The organism is Olsenella uli (assembly GCF_016899935.1).
Lineage (GTDB): Bacteria > Actinomycetota > Coriobacteriia > Coriobacteriales > Atopobiaceae > Thermophilibacter > Thermophilibacter uli_B.
The window spans coordinates 1-14,401 of the sequence record NZ_JACJJK010000006.1 but is presented as its reverse complement, the minus strand read 5'-3'; the positions used below and the strand labels follow the sequence as shown (position 1 = coordinate 14,401).

At 68.1% G+C, this 14,401-nt stretch carries 10 protein-coding genes; 9 read left to right on the top strand and 1 reads right to left on the bottom strand.

Translation table 11 applies throughout. The annotated features are described in order from the left end of the window. Positions 1-35: 35 nt before the first annotated feature. The gene (locus H6A07_RS06560) at positions 36-1,037 is read right to left on the bottom strand and encodes a 2-hydroxyacid dehydrogenase (protein ID WP_204814138.1); all 1,002 of its coding nucleotides are present in this window, start codon (positions 1,035-1,037) and stop codon (positions 36-38) included. 298 nt (positions 1,038-1,335) lie between these two features. On the opposite strand from H6A07_RS06560, the gene H6A07_RS06555 reads away from it, so the two are divergent. The 9 genes from H6A07_RS06555 to H6A07_RS06515 all read left to right on the top strand — a co-directional run bounded on the left by H6A07_RS06555 (position 1,336) and on the right by H6A07_RS06515 (position 14,278). Beyond that, positions 1,336-4,026, top strand: coding sequence for a calcium-translocating P-type ATPase, PMCA-type (locus H6A07_RS06555; protein ID WP_204814137.1), 2,691 nt, complete (start codon positions 1,336-1,338; stop codon positions 4,024-4,026). A gap of 244 nt (positions 4,027-4,270) precedes the next feature. Continuing rightward, positions 4,271-7,639, top strand: coding sequence for a right-handed parallel beta-helix repeat-containing protein (locus H6A07_RS06550; protein WP_204814136.1), 3,369 nt, complete (start codon positions 4,271-4,273; stop codon positions 7,637-7,639). A gap of 157 nt (positions 7,640-7,796) precedes the next feature. Further along, entirely contained in the window at positions 7,797-8,915 is a 1,119-nt protein-coding gene (gene rsgA, locus H6A07_RS06545; RefSeq protein WP_342636573.1) for a ribosome small subunit-dependent GTPase A, read from the top strand. Positions 8,916-9,147: 232 nt separating this feature from the next. After that, a complete protein-coding gene (locus H6A07_RS06540) occupies positions 9,148-9,900 on the top strand; it encodes an SAF domain-containing protein (RefSeq protein ID WP_204814135.1) in 753 nt (250 codons plus the stop codon). After that, positions 9,897-11,174, top strand: a complete 1,278-nt coding sequence (locus H6A07_RS06535) for an AAA family ATPase (RefSeq protein ID WP_204814134.1) — start codon at positions 9,897-9,899, stop codon at positions 11,172-11,174. Before H6A07_RS06540 ends, H6A07_RS06535 begins: the two co-directional genes overlap by 4 nt. Beyond that, positions 11,175-12,512, top strand: a complete 1,338-nt coding sequence (locus H6A07_RS06530; protein WP_342636572.1) for a CpaF family protein — start codon at positions 11,175-11,177, stop codon at positions 12,510-12,512. Continuing rightward, positions 12,479-13,429 carry a type II secretion system F family protein gene (locus H6A07_RS06525; protein WP_239471135.1) on the top strand — a complete coding sequence of 317 codons (951 nt, stop codon included), beginning with the start codon at positions 12,479-12,481 and terminating at the stop codon, positions 13,427-13,429. Before H6A07_RS06530 ends, H6A07_RS06525 begins: the two co-directional genes overlap by 34 nt. After that, a complete protein-coding gene (locus tag H6A07_RS06520) occupies positions 13,420-14,061 on the top strand; it encodes a type II secretion system F family protein (protein WP_204814133.1) in 642 nt (213 codons plus the stop codon). Before H6A07_RS06525 ends, H6A07_RS06520 begins: the two co-directional genes overlap by 10 nt. 22 nt (positions 14,062-14,083) lie before the next feature. Then, complete coding sequence (locus H6A07_RS06515; RefSeq protein ID WP_204814132.1) at positions 14,084-14,278, top strand: class III signal peptide-containing protein; 195 nt, start codon at positions 14,084-14,086, stop codon at positions 14,276-14,278. Positions 14,279-14,401: the final 123 nt, after the last annotated feature.

The window sequence follows — 14,401 nt, the reverse complement described above, 5'->3', positions numbered from 1 at the left end:
CAGGGGGAACAGGGGGACGGGGCGGGTACTGCCAACTAGCAGACCACGGAGCGGTCCACGAAGTCGGTGCCGTTGGCAAAGGCGCGGGCGTTGTCGAGCGTGACGCGCGCGATCTCGCCGAGGGCCTCGTGGGTGAAGAACGCCTGGTGGCTCGTCATGACGACGTTGGGGAAGGAGCACAGGCGCGCGGTCACGGAGTCGATGACCTCGCCGGCGCGGTTCTGATAGACGTTCGGGCCCTCCTCGTCGTAGACGTCGATGCCGGCGGCGCCGATCTTGCCGGAGAGGATGCCGCGGATGAGCGCCTGCGTGTCAACGAGGCCGCCGCGGCCGGTGTTCACGAAAATCACGCCGTCCTTCATCTTGGCGATGGACTCGTCGTTGATCATGTGGCGGCTCTCGTCGTTCAGGAACGCGTGCAGCGAGATGAGGTCGGAGCGGCGGTAGAGCTCGTCGTAGTCAACGTACTCGTCCACGACGCCCTCGTCCACGAGCTTCTGGTTGGGGTAGAGGTCGGAGCCCAGGACCTTCATGCCAAAGCCCTTGCAGATGCGGCAGAGCGCGGCGCCGATGCGGCCGGTGCCGATGATGCCGGCGGTCTTGCCGTGCAGCGTCTCGCCCACCAGGCCGTTCAGCGAGAAGTCGTTCTCGCGGACGCGGATGTAGCCCTTGCAGATGCGGCGGTTGGCGGCGAGCGCCAGGCCCATCGCGTGCTCGGCGATGGCCTCCGGCGAGTAGGCCGGGACGCGCGTGACCTTGATGCCCAGGTCCTTGGCGACCTCGACGTTGACGGCGTCAAAGCCGGCGCAGCGCATGAGCACGAGCTTAACGCCAAAGCCGGCGAGAATCTCCAGCGTCATGGCGCCGCAGTCGGCGTTCACGAAGGCGCACACGGCGTCGTAGCCGCGGGCGAGGGCGGCGGTCATGGGCGTGAGGTTGGTCTCGGTGAAGTCGATCTTGATCTCGGGGTAGTCGGCGAGCTCCTTGGTGAACGACGCCTTGTCGTAGCTGGCGGTGCCAAAAAAGAGGATGTTCATGACGTTAAGCTTCCTTTCCCGTGCGCGCTCGGCGCGCCTGTAAACCTACCGGTCACAAGTTTAGCGCAGGCAAGGTGCATGTAAGCCCTGCGCTCGCCGAAAAGGGGTTGCATTTTGCGACGGCCTCGGTAACGAGGGGCGAGAATCACGACTTGCCGGTGCGCTTTACGGTACAATGAGTGGCTGTTCTGTCAGCTGCCCGACATGGCAGCCTTGACGAGCCCTTGCCCCTCCTGGGGAATTACGATCGGGCGTCAACCTGTCGGGTGGAACGCGTCAACCCAGGAGGAGAAAAACGTTGAGAGAGTACCTTTCGTCCGCCGACGAGGTGCTGGGCGAGCTGTCCTCTGACGAGGAGAGCGGCCTCACCTCCGCCGAGGCCTCGAGCCGCCTGTCCCAGTACGGGCGCAATGAGCTCGAGAAGGAGGAGAAGACCCCGCTCTGGAAGCGCTTCTTCGAGCAGATGGCGGACCCGATGGTCATCATGCTGATCGTGGCGGCCGTCATCTCGGCCGTGACCGGCATGGTGCAGGGCGAGCCCGAGTGGGCCGACGTCATCATCATCATGGTCGTCGTCATCATCAACTCCGTCCTCGGCGTCGTGCAGGAGGCCAAGTCCGAGCAGGCGCTCGAGGCCCTGCAGGAGATGAGCGCCGCGCAGTCCAAGGTCATGCGCGACGGCAAGCTCGTCCACCTGCCCTCCGCCGAGCTCGTCCCCGGCGACATCGTCCTTCTCGAGGCCGGCGACTCCGTGCCCGCGGACTGCCGCGTGCTGGAGAGCGCGTCCATGAAGATCGAGGAGGCCGCCCTCACCGGCGAGTCCGTGCCGGTGGAGAAGCACGTCGAGGCCATCGAGCTCACCGGCGACGCCGACGACGTGCCCCTCGGCGACCGCAAGAACATGTGCTACATGGGCTCCACCGTGGTCTACGGCCGCGGCAAGGCGGTCGTGGCCGGCACCGGCATGAAGACCGAGATGGGCAAGATCGCCGACGCCCTCACCACCGCCAAGAAGGAGCTCACGCCGCTCCAGATCAAGCTCGCGCAGCTCTCCAAGATCCTGACCATCATGGTCATCGTGATCTGCGTGGTCATCTTTGCGGTCGACTTCATCCGTCACGGCGGCGAGATGACGGCCAACCCGAGCCTCATCCTCGACACCTTCATGGTGGCCGTGTCCCTGGCCGTGGCGGCCATCCCCGAGGGCCTCGTGGCCGTGGTCACGATCGTGCTCTCCATGGGCGTCACCAAGATGTCCAAGCGCCAGGCCATCATCCGCAAGCTCACGGCCGTGGAGACCCTGGGCTGCACGCAGATCATCTGCTCGGACAAGACCGGCACCCTCACCCAGAACAAGATGACGGTCGTCCGCCACGAGCTCGCCGCCCCCGAGGAGAAGTTCCTCGCCGGCATGGCGCTGTGCTCCGACGCCAAGTGGGACGCCGAGAAGGGCGAGGCCGTGGGCGAGCCCACCGAGTGCGCGCTCGTGAACGACGCCGCCAAGGCGGGCATGACCGGCCTGGATGTGGAGCACCCGCGCGTGGGCGAGGCCCCGTTCGACTCGGGCCGCAAGATGATGTCCGTGGTGGTCGAGGAGGCCGACGGCACCTTCGAGCAGTACACCAAGGGCGCGCCCGACGTGGTTCTCGACCTCTGCACCAAGATCTATGACGGCGAGAAGGTCGTGGAGCTGACGGCCGCGCGCAAGGCCGAGCTCCTCGCCGCCAACAAGGCCATGGCCGACGACGCCCTGCGCGTGCTCGCCCTGGCCAGCCGCACCTACGACAAGGTGCCCGACGACTGCAGCCCGGAGGCGCTGGAGCACGACCTCGTGTTCTGCGGCCTCTCCGGCATGATCGACCCGGTCCGTCCGGAGGTCACGCAGGCCATCGTGGAGGCCAAGGAGGCCGGCATCCGCCCGGTCATGATCACGGGCGACCACATCGACACGGCCGTGGCCATCGCCAAGGAGCTCGGCATCGTGAACGACGCCTCCCAGGCCATCACGGGCGCCCAGCTGGACAAGATCTCCGACGAGGAGTTCTACGAGAAGGTCACCGAGATCTCCGTCTACGCGCGCGTCCAGCCCGAGCACAAGGCCCGCATCGTCGACGCCTGGAAGAAGCGCGGCAACATCGTGGCCATGACCGGCGACGGCGTGAACGACGCGCCGTCCATCAAGCGCGCCGACATCGGCGTGGGCATGGGCATCACCGGCACCGACGTCACCAAGAACGTGGCCGACATGGTCCTCGCGGACGACAACTTTGCCACCATCATCAACGCGGTGGAGGAGGGCCGCAGGATCTACGACAACATCCGCAAGGTCATCCAGTTCCTGCTCTCCGCCAACATCGCCGAGGTGCTCTCGGTCTTTGTGGCCACGATGGTGGGATTCACGATCTTCCAGCCGGTCCAGCTGCTCTGGATCAACCTGATCACGGACTGCTTCCCGGCGCTGGCGCTCGGCATGGAGGAGGCCGAGGGCGACGTCATGAAGCGCAAGCCGCGCAAGGCCACCGACGGCGTCTTTGCCGGCGGCATGGGCGTCGACATCATCTTCCAGGGCATCGTGATCACCGCGCTGGTGCTCGCCTCGTTCTTCGCGGGCATGTGGTTCCACAACGGCGCCATCAACATTGAGCAGCTTGTCGACGGCGTGCCCGACCCCGAGGGCGTCACCATGGCGTTCATCACGCTCTCCATGGTGGAGATCTTCCACTCGTTCAACATGCGCAGCCGCCGTGCGTCGCTGCTCACCATGAAGAAGCAGAACAAGTGGCTGTGGGGCGCCGCGCTGCTGGCCCTCGTGCTGACCGTCGTGGTCGTTGAGATCGACCCGCTGGCCCAGGCCTTTGGCTTCATGGTGGGCGACCACCAGACCCTCAAGGTCGAGGCGCTGCTCGTGGCGCTCGGCCTGGCGTTCCTGATCATCCCGATCATGGAGGTCTACAAGGCCATCATGCGCGCCGTCGAGAAGGACGCGTAAATAGGGACGGGTTATTCCTCTCAGGGTTTTTGGGACAGGCCCCCGCCGCGCACGGCGGGGGCCTGTCCTGTTAATTGGGGACAGTCCCCGATTCACACATACTTTTGATGTTGGCGCGGTCGCGCCGCTGCAGGCGGCGAAAAGAACGCGGTCGCCGATTGGCAACCGGGCGGGCCGCCGCCGTCGGCTATACTTTGCGAATCTGTAAGCTGTCTGAACGGACACGGCAACGGGAGGCACGAGGATGCACAAGTTTGCGAAGCGCATGCTCGGCTGCCTGGTGGTGACGGGCGCGCTCGCCCTGTCGCTCGCGCCTGCGGCGTACGCCGCAGACGAGCCGGGGGGAGGGTCGGCCTCGGTAGCTGACTCCGCCTCCGCCCAGGTGGTCGGAGCGGGGGACGAGGGGACCGCCGCTCCTCAGGCGGAGAATGCAGTGGATGTTATCAGCCAGGGGGCGACCGATCAGACCTTCGAGATCGGCGATGGCGAGGCAGTGATGATCTCCGGCCAGCAAGCGCCGGCGGGTGCTCCCATCGTCTTCGAGAACTGCACGTTCAACCTCGCGGGTGGGACGGTCAAGATCTCCGGCACTCAGCAGGATGCGGAAGGCAAGTCTGTCTCTTACAACAACGGAGAGGTGGTCACCAAGCTATGGATCGGCGGCAACGTCCAGTTTAAGAACTGCACGTTCGTCACCGCTGAGGGTGCCACAAAGACCACGAGCGCTGGTTACGACGCCGCGATCTACTTCTTTGGCGGTGACATCAACCTTACGAACTGCACGCTCAGTGCTACCGGCTACAACGGCCAGTTCCTCGGCCTGTACGGTTCTGACGGCGCCGTGACGTTCGATGGGTGCGACATTTCGACCACGAACAACAAGAATGGCTGGAGCTACGCCATGTATGCGGGCTCCGTGCTGAAGCTTGTGAACGGCTCCACGATGAGCGCGACGGGTATGACGACGGACGGCGGCAACATCAACTGCTTCTACTCCGGTGACAACAAGACCGGATACGACGCCATCTTCATCGAGGACTCCAAGGTCGACTTCCAGGACAACGCTGCCGGCGGCTTTGCCATCAACAACGTCAACATCTACGTCAATAACTCCGAGATCCTGGTAAACAACAACAAGGGAAATGCGTGCAACTCGGGCTACTGGATCGTTGACAACTCGACGATTCAGATGAACGGCAACAAGGGTGGCCACGCGCTTTCGTGCATCGGCTTTGAGATGACCGACACCAAGCTCGAGGTGCTGCACAACGGCTATGCCGGCATCTACATCCAGTCAAAGGACTCCTCGCTGACGGACTGCACGGTCGACCTTCGCTGCAACGGTGAGAAGCTGCTCTCCTACACTGCAGGCGATCTGTGGCTTGTGGGCCACAAGCTCACCGTCTCCGGCGGCACCTCCGAGGCGCAGCCCGGCTCTCCGTGGCTCGGCGGCGTCGGCAGGAAGGGTGCGGTCGAGACGACCGGGGACACGACGGTCGTTGCCTACGACCTGAACTCGAACGCCGTCGACAACCTTAAGAGCGAAACGGCACCCGTGCTCACCGGTGCTGCGCTCGCGCTGAACGACGAGGAGCAGGATAGCCACACGCTGCTCCTCAACCCGTTCATGACGTCGGGCTATGCGCGCGGCAACGCTGAGGGGAACAAGAGCGACAACGACGGCGACCTGTTTGACGATCAGCACATCGGTCAGGAGATGACCGACGAGGAGACCGGTGAGACGTTCACGCCGGACCGTGACTACGTCATCGGTGGCGAGACCGCCAAGATTGGCAGCCTTACCACCGCTCAGCTCTCCCACCACAAGTACGACTGGGAGAACGGCGAGGTGACCGACCAGGCGACGTCCGACACCTACGGCGTGAAGCGATACGAGTGCACGGACGTCTGCTCGGATTATGCCGGCCACACGGCCGAGCACGCCAACAGCTTCGATTGCGATCGCACGTACGTCTATGCGCCGCTCGTGGGCGTCACGTTCGACAAGAACGTTCCTGAGGACGAGGCGGACCAGGTCACCGGCATGCCCGACGACCAGACCGCGATCGAGTACGAAGGCACCGCCGAGCAGCCCACCGCCGACCCGAAGCGCGGATCGACTGACCCTGACACGAAGTGGGTCTTTGCCGGTTGGTTTGCCGACAAGGAGTGCACCGAGCGCTTTGACTTCAGCCAGTCTCTGACCGACAACTGGACCGTCGTCTACGCCGGCTGGATCGAGGCAGGCGTCGCCAGCATCCAGCCTGCGGACATCACCATCTACATGGGTGGCGATCAGGGCTACGAGGGTGTCATCAACGGCGCGGACGGAAGTTACGTCTCTGAGAACTCCCTGCCCGACCCGGGCTTCTACTTCACACTCCCCGATGAGGTGAACGACGCCCTCGAGGACGCCGGAATCGCAAACGCGGATTCTGGTGCCGATCTGAGCGACTATCTGACGATTTACACGGTGGATGGTCAGTCCACCTGGAAGATCACCAGGTATGGCGAGGAGAATTCCGCCATCGAGGACGGCGGCTCCCACAAGTTCCTCTATCGCATCGATCCCGATCCTCAGTTCGAGGGCACCAAGCCGCTCCGCCTGCAGTTCACCGATACCGAGACGGGCGAAACCTACCTCTCCGACGAGTTTGACCCCGCAGCTGAGGACGCCCTCTTCAAGCAGTACAAGATGCTCATTTACACCGGCGAGCTCGACCGCGAGAACATCATCATCCAGATCGACGTGCCAGGCGTCGCCGAGCCCATGCTCTGCGTGCTGGCCACTCCCGAGGAGGGTGCGGGTGGCGACCTTACCGTCCGCTACGTCACCGCTGACAATCCGCAGGACGTCGTGACCGACGCCATCGAGATGGAAGACGGCATGACGGACGAGGACCTCAACGGTGCGCTCGCCGACCTGCGCGCGGACAATCCCGGCCTCGGCATCGCCGTCATCCAGCCGGGGACCACGTACTACGTGAACGGGAGCGGCATTGACGTGACGGTCGACAACCAGAACGTCAACCCGTCGCTGCTCTTCGACCACATCGTGAGCGATGAGACGGGCGAGGAGGCGTCCGCCTTTGACGGGCTGCTTCTCGATCATGCGCTCGACACCATCGCCGCCGAGGACGGATCCTTTGCGGTTGACGGTCACGAGGCGCGCTACATCGACCTCGTCGACGCCAACAACGGCAACGCGTGGCTGACCACCGACAAGCCCGTTGACGTCTACTGGCCGTATCCCGAGGGCACCGATGAGAACACCGAGTTCCGCCTCGTGCACTTCCAGGGCCTGGACCGCGAGATGGAGAACGGCGCCATCGAGTCCGAGATTCAGGACGCCACGAAGGAATACGTGGAGGTCGAGAACACCGAGCACGGAATCAGGTTCACTGCGGAGAACGGCTTCTCTCCCTTCGTGCTCGTCTGGGGCACCAGCGAGTCTGGCCCGGACACCCCGAGTACTCCGGACGAGCCGGTAGACTCCGACGAGTCCATTCCGCAGACCGGTGACGTCACGTCGTTCGCCGGCGCCGCCGTGGCGGCTGCCGCCGGCGCCGCGCTCGTTGCTGCGGGCTTCGTCCGCATGAGGCGCGACGCGTAGCGTCACCTGAGCTCTTCGCATCAAGGGCGGGTCCCGGCTCCGGCCGGGGCCCGTTTTTTGCATCGCGCCGTTCTTCTCGCCCTCCCACCAACAACGCAGGGACCTGAGCAGCTTGCGGTAAGATTGCCGATAGATACGTGCAAGCCGGGAGGTGCGGGTGGCAAAACGGGTCAACAGGCGGCGGGCGAGCCGCCAGCAGCAGATCACCCTCCCCGCGATTGACGCCCTGCAGGACCTCCCCACCTTCCGCGACCTGCGGCTCGATGACGCGCAGCGCACCGCCTTCGAGGTGTTTCTCGCCCAGGCGGAAAACGCCGACGAGATGGCGCTCGGCTTTGTGGTGCGCCTCGACCGCGGCTTTCCGCTGGTGGTCACGGAGTCGGACGCCTTCCGCGCCGAGCACGCCGTCACGTTTGCCAAGCAGGACGCCGACAAGGACGAGTGCCTGCTGCCCGCCGTGGGCGACTGCGTCGCGGTGCGGCGCGCGCCCGGTCATGACATGGGCGTGATCGAGCGGGTGCTGCCGAGGCGCACCTCCTTCGAGCGCTGGCGCGGCCGCAGCCGCGGGGAGCGTCAGGTGCTGGCTGCCAACGTGGACACGATCCTCGTGGTCCAGCCGCTCGGCGCCGGCGAGCTGCTGCTCGGGCGCGTGGCGCGCTCGCTCGTGCTGGCGCGGGACTGCGGGCTCGAGCCCGTCGTGGTGCTCACCAAGGCCGACCGTGCCGACGGTTGCGACCTCGAGCGCGACCTGGGAAGCGTGCGCCGGCTCGTGGGCGACGAGGTGCGCGTGGTTGTGACCTCCTCGGCGACGGGCGCCGGCATCGAGGCCGTGCGCGACTGCGTGCCCCGCCTGAGCTGCGCGATGATTCTCGGGGAGTCGGGCGCCGGCAAGTCCACGCTGCTCAACGCCCTTCTCGGCCATGAGGCGCTCGCCACGGGCGAGGTGCGCGAGAAGGACGACGCGGGCCGTCACACCACGGTCTCGCGTGTCATGGTGCGCCTGCCGCACGCGGGCGTGATCGTGGACGTGCCCGGCCTCAGGAGCCTGCCGCTCGTGGGGCACGAGCGCGGGCTCGCAAAGGCGTTCCCGGAGATCGCGGAGGCGGCGCTCGAGTGCCGCTTCAACGACTGCACCCACACGCACGAGCCAGGCTGCGCCGTCCGAGACAACTTCGAACAAGGGGCCTTTTCGCGCGAGCGGCTCAGCTGCTACCTAGCGCTCGCTGACGAGATGAGAAAGAGCGCCCGCACGCTGGACCCGGACGTCGTTCTCTAGATGCACATTTGAATCACCGCCCTCCGCGATGTGGAGGACCTGTGTGCATGCAATTTGATAATAAATAAAAACTGCTGATACCTGCGACGCGTCTGTCTGCGATGACGCCGCCTCCGGCAGATTCGTGCAAGCGTGCGTCAGACTCGCGAACGACTTTCTTCGGACGACCCCGATTTCGCGTCTGGGGGCGGGAGAATTCCCCTACCCAACGGACGGGTCGAGGGGAGGGGTCGTGAGGCGTCGTCTGAGGCTGGTCGCGTCCGGGGCGTGCGCGCTGCTCTCCGCAGCGCTCTGCCTCGCGTACGGGGAGAACGCGCGCGAGCAGGCGGAGCGCGTGCGCGAGGAGGCGCTCGAGCGCTACGGGGGCGAGGTGGTGACGCTCGTCGTGGCGACGGAGGGCATCGAGGCGGGGGAGAGCGTCTCCCGGGTGAACGCCACGGAGCGCGAGTGGCTTGTCGACCTCGCGCCCGCCGACGCCGTCGTCTCGCTCGACGACGTGCTGGGCTCCGAGGTGAGCGTGCCCGTTGCCGCAGGCGTGCCGCTCACGGGCCTCAACTTCAGGGACAACGCGGAGGCCGTTGAGGTCCCGTCGGACCGGGTGGCGCTGAGCGTCCCCATGGACGACGACCTCGGCGTGCCCCCGGGGACCGCCGTGGGCGAGTCGCTCGCGGCGTACGAGACGGACGAGGGCGGCGTCCAGCTCGTCTCCGAGGACGTGCGCGTGCTCGCGATGCCGCAGTCGGGGACCGGGCTCATGGACGCGGGCACGATCACCGTCGCGGTGGCGCCTGACGACGTGGCACGGCTGCTCGCGGCGAGCGACGCGGGGACCCTCAGGCTGGCTCTCCCCGGCGAGGACGCGCTCGAGCTCGCCGAGGGCGAGCAGTCCGCGCCGCAGAGCGTCCCGGCGGAGGAGGACGAGAAGGACGCCGAGAAGGACGACGAGGCAACGGAGGGTGACGGAGAGGAGGCTGACGCTTCATGAGCGAGTGGGCGACCTACTGTGCCGACGAGGGCCGTGAGCTCGTGCGACGCGTCGTGGGAACGCTGGACGCGGACGGGCGGCTGACGGTGGCCCGCAGCGCCGACGCGCTGCGACGCATGTCGGAGGTGTCCGACCCCGGGGAGCTGGGGATCGTGGTGGGGCCCGTGCGCGAGGGCGTCTCGGACGTCAACCTCGCCGCCGCGATCGCCAACGGCGGCAACGTGCGCAGCGTCGTGCTTGCGTGCGAGTCCGCGACGGGGTCGCTGCGCTCGCGGGCCTCGCGCGCAGGCATCGACCATGTCATCGACCTCGCCGACCTCGTGCACGAGGAGGACGAGCGGCGCCGTGCCGCCGCCCCGCCCGTCGAAACGCCTGCCGCCCCGCCGGCCGCACCGCCGTCGCGCGAGCCCGTGCGCGAGCAGGCCCCTCCCGAGCGGGAGCGCCCCGACGAAGACGCTGCCCCCGCCCTCGTCCTCTGCTCGGGACGCGGCGGGGTGGGCAAGACGACGATCGCGGCGTGCATGGCGACGCTCGCGGCCCGCTGGGGGATGCGGACCTGTCTGATTGACCTCGACCTCTCCTGCGGTAACGCCTATGCCGGGTTCGGGTTGTCGGGAGGGAGCGACCTCGCGTCCCTGGGCGAGGCGCGGCCGACCCCCGATCTTCTCGCCCGCATGCTCGTGTCGGCGGCCCCCGGCGTGAGCCTCGTGGGGCCGTGCGCGCGGCCCGAGACGGCGGAGCTCGTCGCCCCCTGCCTCGACGCGCTCCTCTCCTGGACGGGACGCGAGTTCGACCTTGTGGTCGTGGACACCTCGACGACGTTCACGGACGCCGTCGCGCAGGCGGTCCAGCGCGCCGATCGGCTGGTGCTCGTCTCCGACGACCGTCCTGGGTCGGCCTCGGCGCTCGCCCGCATGAGCGGCCTCGCCGTGCGCCTCGGGGTGGCCAGGACGAGAATCGCCAGGATCGAGAATCGCGGCGACCCCCGGGCGCGGCCGCGCCCCGCCGCGCGCCCGGAGGTCGGCCTCGAGGCGGCCCGGGCCTACCGGCTGGTCGACGGCGGGGGCGAAGTGGACGAGCTCGTCGCCGCAGGGCGCGTGAAGGAGCTCTGCGAGCCCGGCTACCCCTTCGCCGACTCCGTGGCCGCCGCGCTCGCGCAGCTGCTGGCGGAGCTCGGGTGCCTCCCGGAGACGGACGAGGCGCGCCGCGCCTACGAGGCGCCGCGCAAGCGCAGTGGGTGGAACCCGTTCAGATCGAGAAGGGAGGCGAGCTAGGTGAGCGTTCTGGAGCGCGTGCGCGAGGTCGAGGCGTCCCGGTCTGCCGAGCCTGCGGCGGGGTCCTCCGACGACCTGAGAAGGGCGCGGGAGCGGCTCAAGAAGGACCTGGTCGAGCGCCTGGGACTCGCCACCATCGCCGCCATGCTGGCGGGCGAGGACGCGGGCCGGGCGCGTTCCGAGCTCCGCGTGGTGCTCGAGGCCATCCTCAACACCGGTGACGACCTCGTTGTCACCGTGGACCGGGAGACGCTGCTCCGGCAGGTCGCCGACGAGATCTGCGGCCTCGGCCCCATCCAGCCCCTCCTCGAGGACGACGGGATATCCGAGGTCATGATCAACGGGGCCGGCGCCCTCTTCTACGAGCGGCTCGGCGAGCTCCATCCGGCGGACGTCGTCTTTGACTCGCCCGAGCAGATCATGATCGTGCTCGACCGCATCCTGGCCCCGCTCGGCCGTCGCCTCGACCGGGCGAGCCCCATCGTGAGCGCCCGTCTCCCCAACGGGGACCGCGTGAACGCGGTCGCCGCCCCCATCGCCATAGACGGCCCCGCCGTGACGATTCGCAAGTTCTCGGACCGCATCCGGAGCCTCGACCGCCTCGTCGAGCTGGGGTCGGTCCCGCCCTGGTACGCGCAGCTGCTCTCCTGGGCGGTGCGCTGCTCCCGCTCGATCGCGGTCGCCGGGGGCACCGGGTCGGGCAAGACGACGCTGCTCAACGCGCTGTCCTGCGAGATCCCCCAGAGCGAGCGGATCGTGACGATCGAGGACTCGGCGGAGCTGCGCTTTGACTCGCATCCCAACCTGGTGCGCCTCGAGGCGCGGGACAGCTCGATTGAGGGGACCGGCGAGGTGACGATCAGGGAGCTGGTGAAAAACGCGCTCAGGATGCGTCCCGACCGAATCGTGGTCGGCGAGGTGCGCGGGGGCGAGTGCATCGACATGCTCAACGCGCTGAACACGGGTCACGCCGGGTCTCTGACGACGCTTCATGCCGGAAGCGCCGAGGAGGCGGTCATGCGCCTCGTCCTCATGGCCCGCTTTGGCATGGACCTGCCGACCGACCTCATCGAGGAGCAGATCGCCACCGCGATCGACCTGATCGTGGTGACGAGGCGCCTCGCCGACGGCAAGCGGCTCGTGACGTCGCTCACGGAGGTCTCTCGGGCGCCGGACGGCTCCGCGCAGCTCGACGAGTGCGTGGGCTTCAGCCTGGCCGAGCGCTCCTGGGCGCTCGGGAGGGAGCCGGCCTTCGTGGCGCGGGCGGTCGAGGACGGCCTTCTGGACGAGGGGGAGGTGGAGCGATGGAGGTCCTGCTTGTTGCAGGAGCGGCCCTGAGCGCGGGGCTCTGCGCGGACCTGACGCTCGGAGGCGCGCATGACCTGTCGCAGAGCGCGGTCTCGCGACACCTGCTGGGCTGGGCCCTGGGAGCGATGCGGCTGCTGCGGCGCCTCGCGCGCACGCCGCTGGCCGACGTGCTTCTCGGTATCGAGCTGTGGCGCGTTCGCTCGCGCAGGCTCGTCGCGCTGCTCGCCGCGCGCGGGCTCGCGCTGGACGAGCGCACGGCGGCGGTCGGCCTGGCCTGTGGTCTCGTTGGCCTGGCGCTCGTGGCGGGCGCCCTCATGGGGTCGCCGGTCGCCGGCGCCGCCGCCGCGGCGCTCGTGGCGGGGGCGACCGCCGTGCGCGACCTGTCGCGCCGGCAGCGCGCGCGGCGCGAGGTGGCCGCCTCGATGCCGGGGGTCTATCGGACGCTCTCCGTGGCCCTCGCCTCGGGCCAGACGCTCGCGCAGGCGGTGTCCTACGTCGGCTCGCACGAGCGCGGCCCGGTCTCCGAGGCCTTCGCGCGCATGTCGCTGCGTCTGCGCTGCGGGACGTCAACGGAGGAGGCCGTCGCGCTTCTGGCCCGCGAGCTCGATGCGCCGGGGGCGGAGCTCCTCGCGACGGCCCTCGTGATCTCGCATCGCACGGGGAGCCCGCTGCGCGACCTCCTCATGCGCTCCGCCTCGCTGGCTGAGCGCCAGGGCGAGTTCGAGAGGATGCTTGGGGTCAAGACGGCGCAGGTGAGGCTCTCCGTGAGAATCGTGTGCCTGCTGCCTGCGGCGATGCTCGCGATCCTGGCGCTCGTGTCGCCGGACTTCCAGGCCGGCCTGCTCACCCCTGCGGGGATCGGGTGCGTCTCGGTCGCTGCGCTCCTCGACGCGCTGGCGCTGCTCATCATCAGGCGGCTCATGGCGGGGGTGACCACATGGACCTGACCGGTGCGCTGCTTCTGGGAGGCTCCGCCGCGTGCGCCGCCTGCTCCGTCCTGGCGGCGGGCGCCGGCGGGAGGGTGCCGCCGGGCGTGAGGCGCCTTCTCGAGCGGGCGGGACGGGCTCGCCACGCCGTTCGCGACGCCCCGCTCGTCGGGCGGGCGAGAAGGGCGGAGGAGGCCGCGCGACGACGTTCGGCGTGCCTGACGGAGCTGCCCGTGATGCTCGACGTCGTGACGCTGGGACTCGCGGCGGGGCTCTCCTTCGACGCTTCGCTCGACCTCTACTGCTTGCGCAGCGACGGCGCGCTCTCCCGCGCGTTCTCGGAGGCGATGCTCGGCTGGCGGATCGGCGTGCGGGGGCGCGAGGAGGCGCTCTGGGCGCTGGCGGACGAGCTGGGGCTCACGGCGCTCAGGAGGTTCGCGGCGGTGGTCGGCGAGGCGCTGACCTTCGGCTCGCCGCTCGCGGAGGCGCTGGAGCGACAGGCCCAGGTCATCCGGGACGAGCAGCGCGCGCAGGTGGAGGAGGAGATCGAGCGGGTGCCGGTGAAGATGCTGGTACCGCTGGGGACGCTGATCGTCCCCGCCATGTTTCTTGCGATTCTCGGGCCCCTTTTGGGCTCGGTGGCGGCCGGTTAGGAAGACGAAGAAGGGAGCGGGAATGGAGCGAGTTCGTTGCGCGACGGCGCGGGCGTGGGTGGCGGAGCTGCTCGGCGGGAGGTCGGGCCAGGGGACCACGGAGTACGCGATTCTCGTCGGGGTGCTCGTGGTCATAGCGATCATGGCGATCCTGGCGTTCAGGGACCGGGTCTCCGAGCTCTGGGAGGCCATCTCGAACGGCATCAACTCGCTGTGAGGCGACGGGAGACGGCCGTCGCGCTGGCGCTCGTCTGCGCGGCGGCCCTCTCGCTCGCGGCGCTCGTCGTCGGCTCGGGGGACGTGGGGTCGGACGGGGACGCCCTGTCTCTTATACACATCT

What these genes read in the sequence shown, in the direction of transcription:
- H6A07_RS06560 (WP_204814138.1), bottom strand. Translation starts at nt 1,037, where the DNA reads ATGAACATCCTCTTTTTTGGCACCGCCAGCTACGACAAGGCGTCGTTC.
- H6A07_RS06550 (WP_204814136.1), top strand. Translation starts at nt 4,271, where the DNA reads ATGCACAAGTTTGCGAAGCGCATGCTCGGCTGCCTGGTGGTGACGGGC.
- H6A07_RS06535 (WP_204814134.1), top strand. Translation starts at nt 9,897, where the DNA reads ATGAGCGAGTGGGCGACCTACTGTGCCGACGAGGGCCGTGAGCTCGTG.
- H6A07_RS06525 (WP_239471135.1), top strand. Translation starts at nt 12,479, where the DNA reads ATGGAGGTCCTGCTTGTTGCAGGAGCGGCCCTGAGCGCGGGGCTCTGC.
- H6A07_RS06520 (WP_204814133.1), top strand. Translation starts at nt 13,420, where the DNA reads ATGGACCTGACCGGTGCGCTGCTTCTGGGAGGCTCCGCCGCGTGCGCC.
- H6A07_RS06515 (WP_204814132.1), top strand. Translation starts at nt 14,084, where the DNA reads ATGGAGCGAGTTCGTTGCGCGACGGCGCGGGCGTGGGTGGCGGAGCTG.